The sequence below is a fragment of the Pontibacter sp. GD13 genome, from assembly GCF_058216355.1.
Genome location: NZ_JBYZMQ010000004.1, coordinates 115,634 through 137,773 on the forward strand (window position 1 = coordinate 115,634; position 22,140 = coordinate 137,773).

Here is a 22,140-nt window from a genome sequence, read left to right on the forward strand (position 1 = left end):
GCTAGTCAATCAGGTTCTGCTCTTTTAGCCAATCCATGATCAGCATGTCTACCGGCGATACCTTGGAGCGGTGCTGGTAGGTAAGCCAAACCAGCTCTTCTATCTCAGCGCTGGCTACCAGCTTGCCGGTGTAGCGCCCGGTATAACATTGCATTTTAACCTCTATGCCCGAGGCGTGCCCGTGGGCCTGGGCCTGAAAGTTGCCTACAAACTGCAGGGTTTCGGGCAGCAGCCAGACACTCAGTTCTTCATTAATCTCGCGCATAAGCGTTTGCTGGTCTGTTTCGCCGGGTTCGCGTTTGCCGCCGGGTATATAAAAGGCGTTTTTTCCGTAGCTGCGGGTGCTCAAAAGCTTTTTCTCCTGTATCTCAATCCAGGCTATTTTATCAATTAAAGTCATGGGGCAAAGGTAAAGGCTGTTAATTTAATTTAAATAAAACCGGAAGTTCTTTTCTTCACGCAAAAAGTATAACTTTAAGAGTAGCAAACACCTTTAACCTGAATTCTCCACCTGACTATTAAACCGAATATGAAAAAGAACGCATACTTTCTGTTACTTTTTATGCTGATCAGTATGGCCGGCTTTGCCCAGACCAAGCCTGATTACAGCAAAGTTACCCTGGTGATACATGGCGGCGCCGGTACCATTACCCGCGAGAACATGACCCCTGAAAAAGAAAAAGCTTATAAAGAGAAAATGAATGAGGCGCTCCAAACCGGCTATGCTGTGCTGAAGAAAGGGGGCACCAGCCTGGATGCCGTGGAGGCGACCATAAAGGTAATGGAAGACTCCCCTCTTTTTAATGCGGGAAAAGGCGCCGTGTTTACCAACGAAGGCAAAAATGAGATGGATGCCGCCATTATGGATGGCAAAACACTGAATGCCGGATCAATTGCCAGCGTAACCACCATCAAAAACCCCATTACAGCAGCCCGTGCGGTTATGGAGAAGTCGGAGCATGTGATGATGATCGGCGATGGAGCTGAGAAATTCGCTAAAATGAACGGCATAGAGCTGGTGGACCCTGCTTACTTTTACACCGAAACGCGCTTTAACCAACTCCAAAAGATAAAAGACAAGGAGAAGACTGAACTGGACCACGATGGCGGCACCAGCAACAACGAGAATATCTTTATAGAAGGCAAAAAGTTTGGGACCGTCGGCGCTGTAGCCCTGGATGCTTACGGCAACCTGGCGGCGGCCACCTCCACAGGCGGCATGACGAACAAGCGGTATGGGCGTGTAGGCGATGCGCCGATCATTGGGGCAGGCACCTACGCCGATAACAACAGTTGTGCGGTTTCGGCCACTGGGCATGGCGAGTATTTTATCCGTGCCGTGGTAGCGCACGACATTGCCTCCCTGATGAAGTACAAGGGTTATTCTGTGAAAAAAGCAGCCGACGAGGTGGTGCTGAAAAAACTGGTTGATTTTGGCGGGGAAGGCGGCGTGATAGCCCTGGACAAAAACGGCAATTTTGCGATGCCGTTTAACTCGGCCGGTATGTACCGTGGGTACATTAAAAATGGCAAATCAGAGGTGTCTATCTACAAAGACTAAGGTAACGGTAGTTTAACAGGGCTTGCGCCATACGTACGGTTGTAGGTGGCGTAAGCCCTTTCTTTTTATGTATTAACCCATTCCCAGGCCTGCTGCTGCTGGCTGAAGTTGAAGTATTTTACCTCGGCAGAGGTAAACGGCCTTGATAAGGTTGCCAGCCAGTCGAGCCATTTCTGATCTCCTACAATGGCTACCTTGCTAAAGTCGTAGGCATGCTTCAGGTCGAACTTTATGTCTTCCCAGAGCGCTTTCAGCGAGTAATCCTGCACCTCCTGTATCTCCGCATACACCCGGATCTTACCGTGCTGCTTTATCTTCTCTTTTAGGTGCGGAATCATGACATCGTAGTCCCGGCTGTCTATGTGGCCAGAAATCCTGAATGCCACTAAGTCGTTCACCGACTCTTCTAAATGCTGTATCATATGGTCAAAAGTTAATATTCAGAGTTTTAAACCTGCTCTAGCCGCTTTAATTCTTTCATGAGTATTTCTCTGGTCGAGGCTTCGGCGCCATCCCGGAAACGTATCTTGTATTCCTTGCCCGACAAGCCGGATTTGGATGCCAGCGCTTCGATGAACTCTTCAGCAGAATGGATATCGGCTTTGTGTTTCTGCCACTTCGATTGCAGGTGATCGGCGGCTTCCTGACAGGAATGCTCCTCCCCGTTGCGGATAAAGGTGGCCCCCTGCATATTCCGGATAAACAAGATGAGGCGCTCCACCTTCTGCACCTCCGTGAGCTTTGCGCGGTCAGGGCTGTGCGCCGCAGTAAAAATGCCGTTTGTACCTGCTGCCTTTGCCATTGATCCTGTTAGTGTTAGGGCAAGGCCTAACAAAATGTACCTTAACATTTCTTATACTTTGGTTGATAATTAATTTATGATTTTACCGTTATTATTAGCAATTTTAATGCACTTATAATCATTCAGTAGCGTTTACATGTTTCGCTCAGGCGCTTGCATCCAAACCCTCTTACACTTGATAATAACGTAGTTTATGCGGAAGATAGTTGTCTTTTTCTTTCTGTTACTTTTAAGCCAGCAGGTAGCTGCGCAGCGTAATATCGAAACGCGCCTGGGTTACAGCTATAACGATGATTTTATATTTTCAGACGAATGGCAGTACCTCTCCACGGATATTTATCTGTTCAATGGCAATAAGTTTTCGCGGGTGCTGAACGAATTGGAACGCGGGGTGCGTAAGCCAAAGAAGAAGTATGGCCAGGCGCTGGAATATCTCTTCATCACAGCGCAGCTGAAAAACATGAAGCTTTTCGGCAACGATGCCATTGTATACCCTCTTTACAATTTTTACATTAACCAGGATAAGCGTGAGTATAAAACGCAAGTGAGTGATCATTTGGAGGTGGTACGCATTATTGACAAAATGCCGCTTTCCTCTACCCAAAATAGCATTGATGCCATCATCAGCGCAAAAGCCGTTACGAACAACGACGGCGACCAGGTTTTCAGCCTGGTGGCCAATCAGCTTGTAAACCTTTCTAAACTCACCAACCCATCCGGAGCCGTTCTCTCCTTAGTAGGCGAATTCGGGAACCTGCTGAACGCCCGCACCACCAAGCGGGAGTATAAGTTCAGTTCTACCATTCGCCTCTACGAGGGCCAGGACTTCGACACGCGCTTGCACTCGGTGCGCATTTATGTGTTTGTACCCGGCGATGTAAAAACGGTCACCATAAAGTCTGTGAAGCTGACTGACTACCTGGCGAAGAACACCAACAAGCTGGACCGCAAAAGCCTGGAGGAGTTCATAGGGTATAAGGATTACCCCTTTATGGTGGTAGCCAATTATAAGTCGCTCTACAAAATGGATGTGCTTACCGGTGACGAAGTGACGTTGGAACTGATCGAGAAGCGAAAGCAGAAAATTCAGAACGCTTATGAACAGAAGCTGGTAAATGATGAGACGTACCGGCAGGAAAAGCTTTTTGTGGAGTTTTTGCGCGTGTTCGCCGAAATGAAGCAGAACCTCAACATTTACCGCTTAAACTATCGCAACAATAGCCCGGAGGTGAACGCTAAGAACCTCTTTGGCATTATCCAGGAGTATAAGCGGCTCCGGAGCACCTTTGATGCCCGCGAAAAGGAGTTTGATAAAAACAGTACATACCAAAACATATTTAAGCAGGAGTACGAGGCCATACTTGGCAACGCTGACCTGTACCTGGAGGCCGACCACAACCTGAAAAACGGTAAGGTGTTGGTGCAAACGCTCCGAGACCTGGAGAACGAGCCCAAGGCCTGGAACACCCCGGAGAAACGCGAGAATGCCCTGGCTAAGTTGTATGCCGTGGAGTTGCCCAAACCAGAGTACTTGTCTGCATCCGTGGAAGGGGAGGCCATTATCCGGCTGATAAAAAAGCTGGAGGATCTGCAGTACAGCGAAGTGTACGCCAAGGAGGTACAGAAGCTGAACGAGTTGCAGGCCACTGACGAAACAATGCCCCAACGCAATGCTATTTTGGAAAAAGCAAGCTCCAGCAAGTGCCAGAGTTGCCGCGAGAAAGTGCGCGAGGCCATTGCCGACTATAACAAGCGCTACGACAACTTTAAACTAAAGCAGGCTATCCGGAAGAAATCGGAGCTGAACCAGCTGGCCGAACAAACGGTTTTCAGGCAAATGAAGCGGCAACTGTGCATCGAGAATAACCTGCAGACAGCTGCCGCTGCAACCAGCCAGGCGCTCGATCAGTACATCGTTCGCATGCAGGACAAAAACAAGGAGTTCGGCACTAGTATCGAAGCGCTGGATACGCTAAACAATGCAACCCTTGAGCTGACCAAATTGCAGAAGGTGCAGGAGTACAATGCCAGGCTGCAATACCTGATGCAGGAAGTGGAGAAGAATTTTGAGATGCTCTACGGCCTGGACAAAAACCTGTGTAACTGTGGCGATGCCGGGTAGGGCGATAACCCACGCCCGGTAACCGCGTTTGAAGGCTTTATGCAGGAGTTTATTGATTCGGCGCTTGGGATAGGGGAGGACACATTGAGTTGGTGGCATATGTCTATCCGGGCCGTGGTTGTGTTTGCCGCAGCGCTACTTATCGTGCGCATGGGTAGCCAGCGGATTTTCGGCAAAAACACTGCATTCGATATCATTCTCGGCATTATATACGGCTCGGTGCTGAGCCGAGCCATAACAGGCAATGCCCCTTTTTACCCCACCATAGTGGCTGCCTTTGTATTGGTGCTTATGCACCGGTTGCTGGCCACGATGGCCTACCATACCAGCAACTTCGGTAAATTTGTGAAAGGCAGACCTAAGGAGCTGGTGAAGAACGGAAAACTGCAGAAAGCTACCATGGAGGCAAACAGCGTTACCATTCACGATCTGGAGGAGGCCATGCGTGTAAAAGGAGGGATTGAAGAACTTAGCCAAATCAAAATGGCCTGCCTGGAGCGAAGCGGGGAAATAAGTATCATTGTTAAAAAAGGCAGTAAATAAAGAAGGGTTGCCTCTAACTACAGGCAACCCTTCTTGATACATTTTCAGAAACCTTGTTATGCCATCTGGGCATCCAGCTTCTGCGAAAGTACATTTTTAGGCACAGCGCCTACCTGTTTATCAACTATCTCACCGTTCTTAAATACCAGCAGCGTTGGAATGCTACGGATGCCGAACTTGGCAGAGGTCTGCGGGTTGGCATCTACATCAACTTTTCCGATAACGGCTTTACCTTCGTATTCGCCGGCAAGCTCTTCCACAATGGGTCCTACCATACGGCACGGTCCGCACCATTCTGCCCAAAAGTCAACCAATACTGGTTTATCTGAATTGATAATCTCATCAAAATTTGCGTCTGTAATTTCTATTGCTTTGTTAGCCATAACTTTAACTGTTTGGTGTGTTAAATTCTGTTTTAAATATAGTAACAATACCATGTTTGGCAAATATCTGCCCAATTTAGGAATACCTGACAAGCTGTCTTGTTACTGTGTTTCGGACTTTTAAATAAGTATACTGTTTACTTACGTCGATTAAGTCTTATAGATACCTATCATTTGTATAAACAAATGTTGTGAATAAAAGTTTCAGATGCAAACTTGGGAAAAAAATATAGCATAGGCATGTGTAAACGGTGAAAGAGCGGCGGCTGTAGCGTTCAAGTATGATTGCTCTGCCTGTTCCATGAATATTACATGTAGTAACCCATTTGCAACGCCCTGGTAGCTATGCAGCTGTGGCTTGATTGGCTTACTCAATAAACATAAAAAGGGGTGATGCCACCGCAGCAGCACACCCCTTTCTACTTTCAGAAACGACTTCCTAAACACCAGCTTATTCTAGTAAAGGGCGCACTCTTTCAGAACCTGAGAATCCTGATCTAGATCAATTTACACTCGCCCAGCCCCATCTCCCTGATGGAGCTCAAAAACACCTTTGGGTCAATTCTATACTTGCGGGAGTAGGTGGGCAGTACCAGTTTCTCCTCCGGCACGTGCAAGGTGATCTCCAGGCGTTTCTGGCCAGGGCTGGTTGCAATGGCGGTTTCCAGCGCCTCGGCCAGGTTAGGAGTGAAGTGCTGCAGGTTGATGTTGAGCTGTACACCCTGCGACATTTTATCCATCACATCGCCTAACAGCTGGATATTGGTAGGTTTCAGCTCCCATTGGTCCTCGGTTTTATAGCGTAGCTGCACTTTGCCCCTGATAAACAAGTATAAACCCATCTTCAGGTAAGGCGAGAATTTCATGTAATCCTCCCCAAACAGCGCCATTTGCATGGTAGTGTCATAGTCCTCGATGGTAAACAGTGCAAACGGGTTGCCATTGCGGGCGGTGCGGATAACCACATCGGTTACCATACCGGCCACGTTCACATCACGGTTCTTGTATTCCTCAATCCTGTCCAGGTTGCAGGTGCAGTAAGAGTCTATCTCCAGCTTAAACTGATCGAGCGGGTGGCCCGACATGTAGAATCCCACCACTTCCTTTTCGCGGCGTAGCATTTCGGCCTGCGACCAGACAGCAACCTCCGGTAGTTTGGGCATTGGGGCAGCTACTGCCGCACCACCCCCAAACAGCGATTGCTGCGCAGCCTGTTGTTCTGCCTGGTAACTGTTGCCGTAACGCACGGCTTTCTCCAGCAGAGCCATACTTTCACTTTCAGGTATCTCGATCAGTTGGGCACGGTGATACAACTCCCAGGAGTCGAAGCAGCCGGCCAAAGCCATACTTTCAAAAGTCTTCTTGTTCACTGCACGCAAGTTAATGCGCTTGGCAAAGTCGAAGATATCCTGGTACAGGCCGTTTTCACGCTCGGAAATGATCGCCTCTACTGCCGATTCGCCAGTTCCTTTGATCGCACCAAGTCCAAAACGGATATTGCCCTGCTCGTTTACGTTAAACTTGAGCAACGATTCGTTCACATCCGGGCCAAGTACCTGTACGCCCTGCTTGCGGGCTTCCTCGATAAAGAACGTCACCTTTTTGATGTCGTTCATGTTGTTGGTCAGTACCGCAGCCATGTACTCTGCCGGGTAGTGGGCCTTCAGGTAACCCGTCTGGTAAGCTACTACCGAATAAGCGGCGGAGTGGGAGCGGTTGAAGCCGTACTGGGCGAACTTCTCCATCACGTCGAATACCTCAGAGGCCTTCTTTGCCGGAATTTTATGGATTTCGGCGGCTCCGGCAATGAACTTCTCACGCTCCTCGGCCATTTTCTTCATGTCCTTTTTACCCATGGCACGTCGCAGCAAGTCGGCTCCACCCAGCGAGTAACCGGCCAGGATCTGGGCCGTCTGCATGATCTGCTCCTGGTACACCATGATGCCGTAGGAGTAATTCAGGATCGGTTCCAGCAGCTCGTGCGGATACTCCACTTCCTCCCGGCCATGCTTCCGGTTAATGAAGTTCGGGATGAACTGCATAGGGCCCGGACGGTAAAGGGCGTTCATCGCGATCAGGTCTTCAATGTTGGTAGGCTGAAGGTCTTTGAGGTACATGCGCATGCCCTCCGACTCGAACTGGAATGTGCCGATGGTGTCGCCGCGCTGGTAAAGCTGGTATGTTTTCTCGTCGTCTATCGGAATGTTATCAATGTCGATATCAACGCCGTGGTTCTTCTTGATGAGTTCCATGGCATCTTTGATGATGGTTAGGGTCTTCAGACCCAGGAAGTCCATCTTCAGCATGCCCGCGCTCTCGATCACCTTGCCGTCGAACTGCGTTACCAGCAGGTCGGAATCTTTGGAGGTGGAAACCGGGATGTAATTGGTGATGTCGTCGGGCGCGATGATAACCCCTGCCGCATGGATACCCGTGTTCCGGATCGAGCCCTCCAGCTTTTCAGCCAGCTTTAGCACTGCGGCGCGGTGGTCGGTGCCTTCGCGGATGGCAGCCAGGTCCAGGTTCTCAATAAAGGCCTTGGCTAAGGTAGTACCCGGGGTGTCGGGCACCATCTTGGCCAGTTCGTTTGCCTCGGCTAGCGGCAGGGAGGTAGAGCGCGCCACATCTTTGATGGAGGATTTAGCAGCCATGGTACCGAAGGTGATGATCTGGGCCACCTGTGTTTTGCCATACTTGTCTACCACGTAATCGATCACGCGCTGGCGGTTCACGTCGTCAAAATCAATGTCTATATCGGGCATCGACACACGCTCTGGGTTCAGGAAACGCTCAAACAGCAGGTTATACTTGATTGGGTCGATGTTAGTAATACCAACGCAGTAGGCCACAGCCGAACCGGCCGCCGAGCCCCGACCCGGACCCACAAACACGCCCATGTCGCGCCCTTTGTTTATAAAATCCTGCACAATAAGAAAGTAACCGGCAAAGCCCATCGTTTCCACAATGCGAAGCTCGTAGTCCAGGCGTTCTTCTATTTCAGGGGTTAAGTCGGTATAGCGCTTTTTTGCCCCCACATAGGTCAGGTGGCGCAGAAACGCATCGGCATTGGCATGCTCAGCCGGAATCGGGAAGTTGGGCAGCAAAATGTCGCGCTTCAGCTTGGGCGGCGTAATCTTGTCCACGATCTCGTTGGTGTTGTCCACGGCTTCGGGCACATCTTGGAACAACTGGTTCATCTCAGCCTGCGTCTTGAAATAGAACTGGTCGTTGGGAAACCCGAAGCGTGTTTTGGGGCCGGCCTCATCAATGCGGTTCAGCATCTGGCGCACGTTGGCGTGGTTGCTATACTTGCCCCTAACGTTCTCCACGGTATCGTAAATCACTTTCTGGTCATCCGACAAGAAACGGTAATATTTAGTTGTAAAATCGCCAACGGGAGTGCTCTGGTCCTCGCCGGTGTTCACACACAGCAGGATATCGTGCGCGTTCCAGTCCTCCTGTTCCACGTAATGCGAGTCGTTGGTGCAGATAACCTTTACATCATACTTTTTGGCCCATTTCAGCAGTACCTGGTTGATGTCTTCCTGGCTCTTGCCGGTGCCATCAATGTTCTGCAGGCCGTGGCGCTGTATCTCTATGTAGTAATCCTCACCGAACACATCGAGCCACCACTTAAAAATCTCCTCGGCTTCGGCCTCGCTTTTCCAAAGTATGGCCTGCGGCACTTCGGCTCCGATACAGCAACTGGTGGCGATCAGGCCCTTGCTATACTTTAAAAGCAGCTCTTTGTCAATGCGGGGCCACTTGCTGTAAACACCCTCGATGTAAGACAGAGAGCAAAGCTTGGCCAGGTTCTGGTAGCCCTCCTGGTCTTTGGCGAGCAGCAGCTGGTGATGGCGCACGTCCTTCACTTCTTTCGTAAACGTTTTCAGGTGGCGGTCCTTTACCAGGTAAAACTCGCAGCCCACAATCGGCTTCACGTTATATTTGTTGGCCTCGGCCACAAAGTTGAAGGCAGCAAACATGTTGCCGTGGTCGGTCATGGCAACGGCGGGCATGCCATCGGCCTGCGCCTTTTTCATGAGCGCACTGATGCTGGCCTGGCCGTCGAGCAGCGAGTACTGGGTATGGGTGTGTAAATGCGAAAAAACAGGCATTTGCGGGGATTAGGAATTAAAAAAATATGAATTAGAAAAGATTACTGTACAAGCGACAGCCCTTTCTGGAAAGACTTTTCGGGATGTTAAAATTACGGAAAAATGAGGGCTTGCCCAAACAAAATCAGCCAACCTGTTAACAAAAAAGATGGCGAAAATGTGCCGGATAGATGTAGGGAATTTTCCTGCTCCTGCCGCCATTGCTTGGATGTGGTTACTGTTTTCAGCACCATTGTTTTTACATATAAATTATAACTCCTGTACTTAACCTGAACGTATGTATAAGTTCTGTTTGAAGCAAGAGGTGTTGAATTTAAAAGTATGATGTCCGGAAAGTTAAAAGAAATGTTCAGGGCGTTGAGCTCGCGCAATTACAAGCTTTTTTTTGTAGGCCAGGGCATTTCCCTGATTGGTACCTGGATGCAGCAGATCGCACTAAGCTGGCTGGTGTACCGGCTCACCGATTCTGTGTTCCTGCTTGGCGCCGTGTCTTTCTCCAGCCAGATACCCTCTTTTCTGCTCGGGCCTTTTGCAGGTGTTGTGGCGGACAAGTTCGACCGGAGGAAGGTGCTGCTCGTTACGCAGGCGCTCTCTATGGTGCAGGCGTCCACCCTGGCTGCACTTGTGCTGACAGGCATGATTGAGGTATGGCATGTGCTGGCGCTTAGTGCGGTGCTGGGTACTATCAATGCCTTCGATATCACCACACGCCAGGCTTTTGTGGTGGAGTTAGTGGAACGCCGGGATGATATGAGCAACGCGATAGCCCTGAACTCCTCTATGTTTAACATGGCCCGCCTGGTAGGCCCTACTATCGCAGGCCTGCTGATAGCGGCAGTAGGCGAGGGGATCTGCCTGCTGATCAACGCCCTGAGTTATATCGCCGTGATCGCCTCCCTGCTCTTGATGACCCTAAAGCCTTTTGAGCCCGTGAAGCAGGGCCGGAAAGTATGGCAGTCTTTAAAGGAGGGGTTTCAGTACGCCTACAGCTTCCCTCCCATCAGGGCTCTGATAGTTATTGTGGGCCTGATAAGCCTTTTTGGGATGCCATTTACCGTATTACTGCCTGTTTTTGCCCGCGATATACTGGGAGGCGGGGCAAATACGCTGGGTTATTTAATGGGGGCATCTGGCTTAGGAGCCTTGGTCGGGGCCATGTTCCTGGCACAGCGGAAATCGGTGGAGGGGCTGGGGAAGGTGATCATTTTCACGATGCTCCTCTTTGGCACAGCCCTCATGGCCTTCTCGCTCTCCGCAATATTCCTGGTATCGCTGCTGCTCATGCTTTTCAGCGGGTTTGGCATGATCGTGACCATGGCCTCTTGCAATACCTTGCTGCAGACCATTGTAGAGGATGACAAGCGCGGGCGCGTGATGAGCCTGTACGCGACGGCTTTTATGGGCATGGCCCCGATCGGGAGTGTACTGGCCGGCGCAGTGGCAGAGCATGTGGGCGTGGCCTATACGTTATTGGGCTGTGGTTTTCTTTGCGCTGTCAGTGTGGTGCCCTTTGCTGTTAACCGGCCTAAACTCAGACAGATGGTACAGCCCATTTACGAACGCCTCGGCATTGTGCCAGAAATAGCCACAGGGCTACAGGCGGCATCCAACCTAACCGCACCGTCAGAAGAAAGGGAAGGCTAAAACTACTTTTGCCTTCCCTTTTGCTTGCTCCTTTATTTCTTCCTGATCAGAAGTTTCTCCCCAACGCTCACGGCAAAATCAGATTTATTGTTCCACTCCATGATGTCTTTGATCGTAACGCTATACTTGCGCGAGATCTGGTACATGCTTTCCCCGCCTGCCACTGTGTGGTAGGCGCTTCCGGCAGCAGTGGTGGATGCGGTTGGCTTCTGCTCCACAGAGGCAGGCGCCTGGCCGCTGGCTGGTGCTGCAACAACTAGTTCCTGGCCAATCCGGATGTTATTGTCTGGCAGGTTATTCCAGGCGCGCAGGTCAGCGAGTGGCACGTTATAAGTTTTAGAGATCTGGTACAGCGTTTCGCCTGCCCCAACCCTATGGGTGCCATTGCCTGGCTTGGTGTCCGGTGCCGGCTCCTTTAAAATGGTAGCAGCTTCGGAAGCAGGCAGGGTTAACGGTTCGGCTATCAGCAGCTCCTGCCCCAGTTTTAGCGGCTCGTCGCCCAAATTGTTCCAGGTAGTCAGGTCGTTGATGGTTACGGCATACATTCTGGAGATGCCATACAGCGTTTCTCCCTGTTTTACGAGGTGCTTCGTTGCGCCCGGGCTGGCTTGTGGTTTTGCCACAGGCGCAGGCGTAGCCATGGTTTCCGGTGCGTCTTCCAACAAGATCTGTTCCTCAGGCTCTGGCTCCTCCGAATCCAGTAGTTCAACAGACATGGAGTCCGTTTCAATAACGGCAGGCTTCACTTCTGGCTTTATGGCCGCTGCTTTGGCCAGGGTATCCTGATTTACCGGGTATAGTGCGACAGGTGCTGGTTTCTTTTCTACGGCATGGGCTTGTTGTGCGGTCGCAGGCTGTGGTTGTACAACCGAAGTTTCTGGCTGGGCCACTGCTTCCTGCTCCCTATGTTTTACAGGCACAGGCGCTTCCGGCGTTACGGCGGTATTTGTATTATTCGGCTCAGGCTCTTTTTTGAATCGCTTGAAACTGTTGATAAAACGCTTGAATATATTATCCTGTGGCTCCTCTGCCTCTTTTTGGGTTAAAGCCTGGTTGCGCGAGGTCACTGCGTCAGGTTCTTTAGCGGGGGCACCAGCCGCAACATGCTGTTTTTGATTCAGGTCGCGTATCTCGACGGCAATGCTGGCGGGGCGGCGCTGCTGTAGCCAAAGCACACGACCAGGCACTGGGGTTTCTGTGCGGCCCATGCGGTTTTTGTAAAGCAGGTAATTTAAACGGATACCATAGTGCTGCGCGATCATCTGCATTGTTTCGCCGGGCTGCACCACGTGCTGTTCTTTTTCGGCGCTGGTGTTTTTCTTCTCTATGTAATAAGAAGCTCCTGCTACGATCGGGTCAAAATTATGCAGGTCGTTGTAGCGCAGGAATTTGCGGGTTGAGATGCCCGCTTGTAAGGCCAGTTTGTCCTTGGTATCGTTTTGGCGGGCTACCAGGGCGTTAAGGCCGTTGCGTTTTACCATAATGGCCGCAGCCATCTGCTGGCTAGATCGACTTAGTGCCGGCGCTGTCTCACCTTTTGAGGCCAGCAGGCCACTGTCTCCTCCACGGACCGGCACCATCACATAATAGTCCTTATCCGAAGGAATGGAGTTGCCCAGCAGCCATTTATTGTAACGCTCCAGCTCAACAAAGTCTGTTTTGGTGGAAAGCGCAATGTCCGCCAGGCTCTGGCCCGGCAGAGCGCGTACTTCCTGCAGGGCAATAACAGGCTTGTTTTTTCCAACAAAAGCATCGTAGGCTATTTTGTGCGCCAGGAAGGTAATCACGTAGGGGTGCGACTTTTCAGTAACCTCCATTTTCTTCGCACCTTTGTCAGCAGGGCTGGAATAGGTTTTTACGCCCGTATAGCCCAGGTAATAGGACAGGAGGGAGGTAAACCAGTTGTCGTAATTGGTATTGCTCCGTTTAAAATAGCGGGCAGCGCCACGGCTTGCCTCAATAATATGGCGGCGCTCATCCACCAGGTGGTCCATGCGCAGGTTAAAGTCCATGGCGGCTTCCTTTTTAAACTGCCAGTAACCCACTGCGTTCGAAGTAGAGACAGCGTCCCCTATCAAGCCGCTCTCCTGCAGGGCCAGGTACTTGAAATCATCGGGCACCCCCTCCTCTTTAAAAACCCTTTCGATGATTGGAAAGTAGGCGTCTGCCAACTCTACCTTCATCCGGAAGTATGTCTGGTTCCGGTGCAAGGCATCAACTTTCTTCTGGATCTCCTGCTGCGCCTCGTCGGATATTTTCAGATGCACATCGGCGAAGTATACATTTTTGGGTACGGTAACGGATGATGCCAGTGCAAGGAATGGCAGCAGCAGTAACACGAGAAGGGGTAGCTGTTTTCTCATACTTGTGGTAATAGGTAATATATGATGGCTAAAACTAGTCTGCTGTTGGTTCTACTTACAGTTGAGTAAACTGCGGCTAATTATCTCTGCATTAATATATTCAGAAAATAATATAGACTGTGCAAAATTACGCGATTTTATCTCGCATTATAAAGTAAGAACGAAGTATTTTTAGCTAAATTTTTAAGGCGGCTGCTTAAATTCCCAACACGTGGCCAACCTATTTGACAGGGTACAGAAAGGCGTAAAAAAAGCGGCAGTGCTCAAAAGCCTGCCGCCTTTTTTTACGCCAGGTTCCAGCTATTTCTTGCGGGCTACCAGCAAGCCGTCGCGGATAGGGAGCAGGATGTTCTCAACCCGATCATCCTGCTGTACCTTTTCATTGAAGGCAAGCAGCGCGGCCGTATCCTCATCCAGTTTTTTCCGGTACTTCTCCAGCACTTTCCCGCTCCAAAGCACATTGTCCGCAATAATATAACCGCCTGTTGCCACCCGGTCTATCACAAGGTCGTAGTAGGTGGCATTGTTGATCTTGTCCGCATCGATAAAAACCAGGTCGAAGGTCGCCTTGATCTCCGGTATAATGTCCAGCGCGTTTCCGAGGTAAAATTTTATACTTTCTGTCAGGCCGGCTTCTGCAAAATAGCCCCTTACACGCTCTTCCAGTTCCTCGTTCTTGTCAATGGTGTGCAGCGTGCCCCCCGGCTGCAGGCCTTCGGCCAGGCATAAGGCGGAGTAGCCGGTGTAGGTGCCTACCTCCAGTATCTGCCTGGGCTTAATCATGTGGGAAAACATGGCCAGCAGCCTGCCCTGCATGTGGCCTGAGAGCATGCGCGGCTTCATGACGCTGAGGTGCGTTTGCCGGTTCACCTTTTGCAGCAGCTCACTCTCCGGAGAGGTGTGCTGTTCTGCGTATCGTTGCAGGTCCTCGTCTATAAATTCCATATACTTTATTCTAGCAGGCAGGCGGTGTCAGGCCGGTACATAATTCAGGAAACTCATCTTATCCTCTTGCAAAACATCGTTGGCAATGTCGGTTAGGTCGCCGGAAGTGATGCTTTTGATCTTCTCGAAGATTTCATTCAACGACTCTACCTTTCCTTGGTCCAGGATGCTTTTGCCGATCATCATCATCAGGCCCATGTTGCTCTCCTCGGCCATTGCTAGCTGGCCCATCAGCTGTTCTTTGGCCGTGTGCAGTTGCAACGAGCCCAGGGGCTGCTCCCGGAGTTTTTTCAGCTCCTTCAGTACCAGCGAGGTGGTTCGTTTTAACTGTTTCTTCTCGGTGCCAAAATAAATGGTCAGCAAGCCTGTGTCGAGGTAGGTGGCGTAGTTGGCATCAATGGTATACACCAGGCCATGCTTTTCGCGCACGGCCAGGTTTAGTCTGGAGTTCATGCCAGGGCCGCCTAGCAGATTGACCAGCATAAAGAAAGGAATGCGCCGGTCATCGGACAAGGCGTAGGCCGGGCAACCCAGAACACAATGTGCTTGTGAGATCGGCTTCTCGAGGGTGATCAACTTGGGCTGATAGCTTGTAAAGGGGATGCGCTCCCGCTGTTTGTGTGCAACCGGCACATCCAACAGGTACTTCTCGGCAAGCTTCACCACCTTATCGAAGGGCAGGTTGCTTACCGAGCAGAATAGGAGGGAGTCGTTGCTGAGGTTCCGATCTATAAAGTCCAGGAAGTCCTGTTGTGTAAAGCCGGAAACGCTTTCTTTCGTGCCCAGTATGTTAACGCCGAGCGGGTGCTTGTCGAATACCACTGCATCAAACTCATCGACAATGGCCTCTTCGGGTGTATCCAGGTACATGGCCATCTCTTCCAGAATTACCCCGCGTTCTTTCTCGATCTCCTTTTCAGGGAAAACAGAATGGAACGTGATATCGGTGAGCAGTTCAAACGATTTCTCGAAGTGTTTGTCGAGCACCGAGCTGTAAAAACAGATCTTTTCTTTGGTGGTGTAGGCGTTCAGCTCGCCGCCCACTGACTCTAGGCGGTTCAGCACATGGAACGACTTGCGTTTATGGGTTCCTTTAAAAGCCATGTGTTCCCAAAAATGGGCCAGGCCTTGTTGGTTTGGGAGTTCATCGCGACTGCCAATATCCATGATAAACCCGCTATGGGCTATTTTGGTATTGGGTACTTGCTTATGAACAATTCTTATTCCGTTGGCTAAAGTATGTATATGGTAATCAGGCATGCAGTTCTATTTTAGCCTGCAAAGGTACGGGAAAGTGCCATGAGTTAAAAGTTATCGGCCTGAAGTGTAGGCTCAGTTGCCAGTGGCGCGGCCTCCGACGTTTATCACAAACCCAAGTGAGAAAACGGAGTAAGCGGCTGTAAGCGTGTCCCGGTTTCTGAGGCCAATGTTCGTGCCGCTGGTATACTGCAGCTGTACGGCGGGGTTTAAGGTGAGGCGGGTATAAAAAATGGGCTCTAAAAAAATGTTGTCCTCCTCCTGCCCGGCTACATTATTTAAAGTATAGGCATACATGTTAACGTAACTGGCTCTGAGTGCTGTGCCATAATTAAGGGGGAATTCCCTGCCAAGTAGCTTCAGCGCCTCTTTACGCTTCGAACTGAAATTGACCTGCACAAAGTACTTGTTAAAGTTGGCCTCGTGCCGGTTGTAGGTCATCACCCCCGACTCCCTGTTTTCCTTCTTCTCCACACGGTCGCTGCTGCCATTCCCAAAACCGCCGTAGATCTCTAAAACCCGGTTATCAGCCACCCCGAAAGTGGTGAAGTAACCCCCTCCGGCCTCCAGTTGGTTGTAGCGCATATCCCTTTTTCTGCGCTCACTGTTTAGCATCGATCCATTGAGCATCACCGCAAAATGATCGGATACCGCATAAGCAGTATTAAAGGTGATGTTGCCTTTTAAAGTGGCATGCCCGCCAGCACTAAGCTCTCCTTTTTTTGTAAACATCGGTACATTCGGCACTGTGGGCATGTAAGCAGATGGCCCGCAGCCAGCCAGCACCGACAGAAGCAAGAGAGACAGATAAAAGCAGGGGCGGGTAAAGTTTCTCATGTGGAGGGGTGGTATATGGCTTTTAAATTTTGGGTAAGCAGGATAACGGAAACTGACAATTGCTGATTTTCGGGCAGTGATATTATTGAAGCGTGCTGTTGCCTGAAACGATCTGCTTACAAAGGTAAAATGATTTTGAAAACTGGCAGCAGCTTTGGCGTGTTAATGTGCGGTTATTTTTTGTTTCAGGCAGGTAATCAAATATATATAAAATAATATTTATGCTGCTAACACCTGTTGGTAAAGCTTGTGAAGTTGGGTTATGGTGTGCTCTGGCCTAAAAAGTTGTGCGTGCTGGTAGCCGCTCCGGATCATTCGCTCCCGTAATGCGGCATCGGTACTTACTTGTTGAATGGCTCTTTGAAGGGCGGGCACCTGCCCTTGATCTGGCGAAACATACAGGGCGGCGTCGCCTCCTGCCTCTTTAAAGCAGGAACCGCTAGAAGTAATAACGGGAACGCCGCTGTTAAGCGCCTCCAGTATAGGGATGCCAAAGCCTTCGAAAACGGATGGGTATGCAAAGATACGGGCCATTTGGTAAATCGCTGGCAGGTCCTGAAACTGAATGTAGGGCAGAAAATGGACCCTGTCCTGGATCTCTTTTTTAGTAATGAATGCTTTCAGCGCTGTGGTATAATTCGTTTGCCGGCCCACCAGCACCAGGTCTAGATCGTTTCCGGATGCGTACCATGCTTTTAGCAGGTTCAACTGGTTTTTACGAGGTTCATGGGTTCCCACGCTTAGGATATACTTTTCGGGCAGTTTATACTTTTGTTTTACAGCAGCCTTCAATGGTTCAGTGACAGTACTGTGAAAAATAGGATCACAATCCTGGTAGATCACTTCTATCTTTGCCGGGTCGACCTTCAGATAAGCAACGATATCTTGTTTGGTCTGCTCGCTGATGGCCACGATGCGGTGTGCCAGGGTGCAGGCTTTGCGGAACTTATAGGCATAGATGGAGCGGTCTATGAAGCTATAAAACTCCGGGTAGCGCATAAATATCAGATCGTGTATGGTAACCACAGCTTTTGCGCCGCTTGCCCGGATATGCAGGGGCAGCTCGTTGCTGAGGCCATGGTATATATCGAGTTGGTCTTTCTTTATTTGAGCTGAAAGCCCGAATGTGCGCCAAAACGCAGGCAACTGTTTAAGCCAGCCCTGTGGCCTTACAATATGGGCATGGGGCGTGGCAGAGTAAAAATCAGCGAAAAGCGGGTTCAGCCGCGGGGTATATAAGAAGTATGTATGGTGCGGACAGGAGTGGGTCAGCGCGGAGATCAGGAAACGGCTATAGTTACCTAATCCGGAAGTGTTGTTGAAAGCGCGTTTGGCGTCGAATCCAATAAGCATGGCAGCAGGCTATATTAATGCACAATATTACAAATTGTTTTTTCAAAACAGGCGCTTGGCCGGCTTTAGGCAGCCCGGAAGTCATGGCCTGCTACTTAACCGTTGGTGCTGCTAAATAATGTAGTGTGTTTTTGGCCAATTTCCCCGGATTGCTATTCTCGTAAGTTAGAGTAGGTAGATTAATCAAGGGAGAGATTATTTTTAAAAATAAGGTGAACAGATTAGAACAGGTGCTAAAGCCATATGTTTCAGGCGGAAGCGGATAAAGGTAAACTAAATAACTCTCAGGGTTCGCTTTCATCAGCTAACGCTAGGCGGATACATGAAGGAAATTTCAGAACGTTATGCGTAATTTGGTCGTATGTTGTAGCTGCATTAAAGTAAAGTAATCTGTTTTGAGGATTCCAAAGAGGAAATTGGCTGTTGCAGATAAGGTAAACAAACGAGATGAGTAAGTTTTGTACTCCTGTTAAAATTAAGTGAGCGTAAACATATAAATATTAATATATTTGTTAAATTTGCCTAAAAATACCTGTTACAGCAATTGATTTGTCTTCAAAGCACACTTTATTCTAATGTTTGAAAGGCATGTTAATTATCAACCATAAGTCAGAAAGTAATATAGATCGGGTTAAATATTAACTTTTTATATATCTTGCGAACTTGATTGGTGCATGCACGTATTGTCATATATAAATATATCCTTTAGAATTATGCGAACAAGAATTACAAAACTATGTAAAACTGCGTTTGTGCTGATGTTCTTGCTATCAGCAAGTACATCCCTGCTTGCGCAAACATCGGATCGACCAAATAACATACAGCTATTTGGAACGGCCATCTCCTATAAAGGAGAACTGGGAAGCCAGTTTTGGGAAAGCACCGAGAAGGGCGGGGGTATCACCTACAACCGTTTCCTTAGCCCATCTTTCGACGGAAGCTTAGACTTCGCTTATAATACGACAGAACGTAACTACCAGCAATGGCAACGATTCAAAGGCCCTGTTCCTAGCCTTATGTTGGGATTAAAGCTGAAGATGTATGGTACTATCCTGAAAGAGGATGCCTTGATCGGCCCCTACCTGGTTGCCAAAGTAGGTGGTATGTTTGTCGATACAGATGGGCGTTATGGCCCTACCCCAGCTACTGCTGTTGCCTTTGACAACAGCGATGTGACTTTTGCCGCTGCAGGTGGCGCTGGTATACGTTTTCGTATTACCGATGCCATCAGCGTGTTTGGAGAAACTACTTATATATTAACCGGCAACGACAAAGTTGACGGAGTAGAAGGCGGTGACAACGATCGTTTCCTGGAGCACAGGGGCGGTATTGGCATCAACCTAGGTAAGGCCAAAGACACGGACATGGACGGGGTTCCGGACCGCCGCGACAAGTGCCCTGACACCCCGACGGGCGTGCAGGTGGACAAGAACGGCTGCCCGGTTGACACGGACGGCGACGGCGTGGCCGACTACCAGGACGAGTGCCCAACGGAGGCGGGCGTGGCCAGCCTGAACGGCTGCCCTGACCGCGACAACGACGGCGTGGCCGACAAGGACGACCTCTGCCCGGACGAGGCGGGCACGGCGGCCACCAAGGGCTGCCCGGATAGCGACGGCGACGGCGTGGCCGACAAGGACGACAAGTGCCCCGGCACCCCGGCCGGCGTGCAGGTGGGCGCCGACGGCTGCCCGGTTGACACGGACGGCGACGGCGTGGCTGACAACGAGGACGCCTGCCCTAACACCCCGGGCCCAGGCACGGCCAACGGCTGTCCGGAGGTGGACGCGGCCACCAAGAAGCTCATCGACGAGAAGGTGCGCTTCGAGTTCGACAAGTCCATCGTGCAGGAGGCCTACAAGCAGCTGCTCGACTCGGTGATCGTGGCCCTGGAGAAGTACCCGGACCATGTGCTGCTCATCAAGGGGCACGCCGACTTCATCGGCTCCGAGGACTACAACCAGGCGCTCTCCGAGCGCAGGGCCGAGGCCGTGAAGGAGTACCTGGTGCAGCGCGGGGTGAAGAACCCGGACCGCCTGGTGACCCGCGGCTACGGCGAGAGCCAGCCCCTGGTGCAGGTCAACGAGCGCCTCTCCAAGCGCCGCACCGAGACGGCCCGCCGCATCAACCGCCGCGTGGGCTTCGAGCTCAACACGCCCGACATGCAGCTGAACATGGAGTAATCCTTAGAAGCATATAGTTAAAAAGGCGCCCCGGGGAAACTCGGGGCGCCTTTTTTTATTAGCCAGGCATTAGCTAATCTGCATAGCCTAAATTGTTCTCCTCTCGCATACCATTTAAACTTCTAAAAGCAGAACCAAGAGTGTTTTGGCTAAGCAAACAAATTTATGTGAGCTGCTTCTTTTTAATATTTGTCTGGATGCAGCACCCGTCCTCAACTTTACCGCCTCTTTAATTTAAAAACTTGATTGGTTCATGTACGTATTGCCATATATAAATATACTTTAAGGCTATATGCAAAAACATCTTGCGCACCTCTTCGCACTCTTGGTAGTGCTGCTGCTCACCTTGCCAACCGGTTCAGAACTATTGGCGCAAACATCCGACCGGCCGAATAACCTCCAGTTATTCGGAACGGCCATGTCTTATAAAGGCGAACTGGGAAACCAATTTTGGGATAAGGCGGAAAAAGGGATCGGGGTATCTTACAACCGTTTTCTCAGTCCATCGTTTGACCTGGGTTTTCATCTGGTCTACAACAGCCCTGAATTATACCTGACCCCACCTACTGATTATTTTACCGATCAACTTGCCTCCGCCATGCTTGGCGTGCGTTTAAAAATGTATGGTACTATCCTGAAAGAAGATGCCTTTATCGGCCCCTACCTCACTATAGCGGGGGGAGGCATGTACGTAAGTGCAAAAGGAGCGGATGCTGGACAAATGTTTGATGATAATTTCGTGACACCGGTATTAGCTGGTGGCGCAGGTATCCGGTTCAGGATTACAGATGGGTTTAATGTTTTTGTGGAGTCTAATTACCTGTTAACCGGCAGTGATAAATTTGAAAACAAGACAGGTGGCGATAACGACCGGTTTCTGGAACATAAGGCAGGGATAAGTTTAAACCTAGGCAAGTCGGCTGACACGGACATGGACGGGGTTCCGGACCGCCGCGACAAGTGCCCTGACACGCCGACGGGCGTGCAGGTGGACAAGGACGGCTGCCCGGTTGACACGGACGGCGACGGCGTGGCCGACTACCAGGACGAGTGCCCTACGGAGGCGGGCGTGGCCAGCCTCAACGGCTGCCCTGACCGCGACAACGACGGCGTGGCCGACAAGAACGACCTCTGCCCGGACGAGGCGGGCACGGCGGCCACCAAGGGCTGCCCTGACGCAGACGGCGACGGCGTGGCCGACAAGGACGACAAGTGCCCCGGCACCCCGGCCGGCGTGCAGGTGGGCGCCGACGGCTGCCCGGTTGACACGGACGGCGACGGCGTGGCTGACAACGAGGACGCCTGCCCTAACACCCCGGGCCCAGGCACGGCCAACGGCTGTCCGGAGGTGGACGCGGCCACCAAGAAGCTCATCGACGAGAAGGTGCGCTTCGAGTTCGACAAGTCCATCGTGCAGGAGGCCTACAAGCAGCTGCTCGACTCGGTGATCGTGGCCCTGGAGAAGTACCCGGACCATGTGCTGCTCATCAAGGGGCACGCCGACTTCATCGGCTCCGAGGACTACAACCAGGCGCTCTCCGAGCGCAGGGCCGAGGCCGTGAAGGAGTACCTGGTGCAGCGCGGGGTGAAGAACCCGGACCGCCTGGTGACCCGCGGCTACGGCGAGAGCCAGCCCCTGGTGCAGGTCAACGAGCGCCTCTCCAAGCGCCGCACCGAGACGGCCCGCCGCATCAACCGCCGCGTGGGCTTCGAGCTCAACACGCCCGACATGCAACTGAACCGGAAATAATACACCTTGCAACCACAACGCAAAGCGCGCCCTGGCCTATCCAGGGCGCGCTTTGCGTTGTTACCTTATAGAAACTGCGTAAACTGGTTTTTCCTGTAAAGTGGCAGATAAATACATTCAGAAACATACTTCATAGCGGATTTGGCTCAGGTCAAAATACATGGCATGACTTCCTTTGACTTATGCAGGTTTAGATTAGCTCTAATGCTTAAAACTATCTCCTAGCGAATGATTTTAAGGATTGGGAAAAGTATACTTAAAGCCCTAGAGCAAAACTTT

The 22,140-nt window shown here is 50.8% G+C and carries 16 protein-coding genes; 6 read left to right on the forward strand and 10 right to left on the reverse strand.

The genetic code is table 11. The features are described from left to right. Position 1 precedes the first annotated feature (1 nt). The gene (locus tag AC4BAN_RS08105) at positions 2 to 400 is read right to left on the reverse strand and encodes an NUDIX hydrolase (RefSeq protein ID WP_490563889.1); all 399 of its coding nucleotides are present in this window, start codon (positions 398 to 400) and stop codon (positions 2 to 4) included. A 129-nt stretch (positions 401 to 529) separates the two neighbouring features. Between AC4BAN_RS08105 and AC4BAN_RS08110 the strand changes: the two genes are divergently transcribed. Then, positions 530 to 1,561 carry an isoaspartyl peptidase/L-asparaginase family protein gene (locus AC4BAN_RS08110; protein WP_490563890.1) on the forward strand — a complete coding sequence of 344 codons (1,032 nt, stop codon included), beginning with the start codon at positions 530 to 532 and terminating at the stop codon, positions 1,559 to 1,561. Positions 1,562 to 1,626: 65 nt separating this feature from the next. Here AC4BAN_RS08110 and AC4BAN_RS08115 read toward each other — a convergent pair whose 3' ends face one another. Further along, positions 1,627 to 1,983: a SpoIIAA family protein gene (locus tag AC4BAN_RS08115; protein WP_490563891.1), complete on the reverse strand. Its 357-nt coding sequence runs from the start codon at positions 1,981 to 1,983 to the stop codon at positions 1,627 to 1,629. Between the two features lie 26 nt (positions 1,984 to 2,009). Further along, a complete protein-coding gene (locus AC4BAN_RS08120) occupies positions 2,010 to 2,363 on the reverse strand; it encodes a DUF5329 family protein (protein WP_490563892.1) in 354 nt (117 codons plus the stop codon). A gap of 193 nt (positions 2,364 to 2,556) precedes the next feature. On the opposite strand from AC4BAN_RS08120, the gene AC4BAN_RS08125 reads away from it, so the two are divergent. Together AC4BAN_RS08125 and AC4BAN_RS08130 are read left to right on the forward strand one after the other, a co-directional pair. After that, a complete protein-coding gene (locus tag AC4BAN_RS08125) occupies positions 2,557 to 4,485 on the forward strand; it encodes a hypothetical protein (RefSeq protein ID WP_490563893.1) in 1,929 nt (642 codons plus the stop codon). A 39-nt stretch (positions 4,486 to 4,524) separates the two neighbouring features. After that, a complete protein-coding gene (locus AC4BAN_RS08130) occupies positions 4,525 to 5,028 on the forward strand; it encodes a DUF421 domain-containing protein (RefSeq protein ID WP_490563894.1) in 504 nt (167 codons plus the stop codon). A 56-nt stretch (positions 5,029 to 5,084) separates the two neighbouring features. Here AC4BAN_RS08130 and trxA read toward each other — a convergent pair whose 3' ends face one another. Both trxA and dnaE read right to left on the reverse strand, forming a co-directional pair. After that, positions 5,085 to 5,411, reverse strand: coding sequence for a thioredoxin (trxA, locus tag AC4BAN_RS08135; protein ID WP_439881482.1), 327 nt, complete (start codon positions 5,409 to 5,411; stop codon positions 5,085 to 5,087). Positions 5,412 to 5,908: 497 nt separating this feature from the next. Continuing rightward, a complete protein-coding gene (gene dnaE / locus AC4BAN_RS08140; RefSeq protein ID WP_490563895.1) occupies positions 5,909 to 9,529 on the reverse strand; it encodes a DNA polymerase III subunit alpha in 3,621 nt (1,206 codons plus the stop codon). 321 nt (positions 9,530 to 9,850) lie between these two features. Here dnaE and AC4BAN_RS08145 point away from each other — a divergent pair, with 321 nt between their 5' ends. Beyond that, positions 9,851 to 11,173 carry an MFS transporter gene (locus AC4BAN_RS08145; protein WP_490563896.1) on the forward strand — a complete coding sequence of 441 codons (1,323 nt, stop codon included), beginning with the start codon at positions 9,851 to 9,853 and terminating at the stop codon, positions 11,171 to 11,173. Positions 11,174 to 11,205: 32 nt separating this feature from the next. On the opposite strand, the gene AC4BAN_RS08150 is transcribed toward AC4BAN_RS08145, so the two are convergent. From AC4BAN_RS08150 to AC4BAN_RS08170, 5 genes are all read right to left on the reverse strand, one after another. Then, entirely contained in the window at positions 11,206 to 13,536 is a 2,331-nt protein-coding gene (locus AC4BAN_RS08150; protein ID WP_490563897.1) for a LysM peptidoglycan-binding domain-containing protein, read from the reverse strand. Between the two features lie 300 nt (positions 13,537 to 13,836). Beyond that, positions 13,837 to 14,481: an O-methyltransferase gene (locus AC4BAN_RS08155; RefSeq protein WP_490563898.1), complete on the reverse strand. Its 645-nt coding sequence runs from the start codon at positions 14,479 to 14,481 to the stop codon at positions 13,837 to 13,839. A 27-nt stretch (positions 14,482 to 14,508) separates the two neighbouring features. Beyond that, positions 14,509 to 15,741, reverse strand: a complete 1,233-nt coding sequence (locus AC4BAN_RS08160) for a M16 family metallopeptidase (protein WP_490563899.1) — start codon at positions 15,739 to 15,741, stop codon at positions 14,509 to 14,511. A gap of 72 nt (positions 15,742 to 15,813) precedes the next feature. Beyond that, positions 15,814 to 16,575 carry a hypothetical protein gene (locus tag AC4BAN_RS08165; RefSeq protein WP_490563900.1) on the reverse strand — a complete coding sequence of 254 codons (762 nt, stop codon included), beginning with the start codon at positions 16,573 to 16,575 and terminating at the stop codon, positions 15,814 to 15,816. A gap of 219 nt (positions 16,576 to 16,794) precedes the next feature. Next, complete coding sequence (locus tag AC4BAN_RS08170) at positions 16,795 to 17,928, reverse strand: glycosyltransferase family 4 protein (protein WP_490563901.1); 1,134 nt, start codon at positions 17,926 to 17,928, stop codon at positions 16,795 to 16,797. 758 nt (positions 17,929 to 18,686) lie between these two features. On the opposite strand from AC4BAN_RS08170, the gene AC4BAN_RS08175 reads away from it, so the two are divergent. Then, positions 18,687 to 20,111 carry an OmpA family protein gene (locus tag AC4BAN_RS08175; protein ID WP_490563902.1) on the forward strand — a complete coding sequence of 475 codons (1,425 nt, stop codon included), beginning with the start codon at positions 18,687 to 18,689 and terminating at the stop codon, positions 20,109 to 20,111. Positions 20,112 to 20,403: 292 nt separating this feature from the next. Next, positions 20,404 to 21,861 carry an OmpA family protein gene (locus AC4BAN_RS08180; RefSeq protein ID WP_490563903.1) on the forward strand — a complete coding sequence of 486 codons (1,458 nt, stop codon included), beginning with the start codon at positions 20,404 to 20,406 and terminating at the stop codon, positions 21,859 to 21,861. Positions 21,862 to 22,140: the final 279 nt, after the last annotated feature.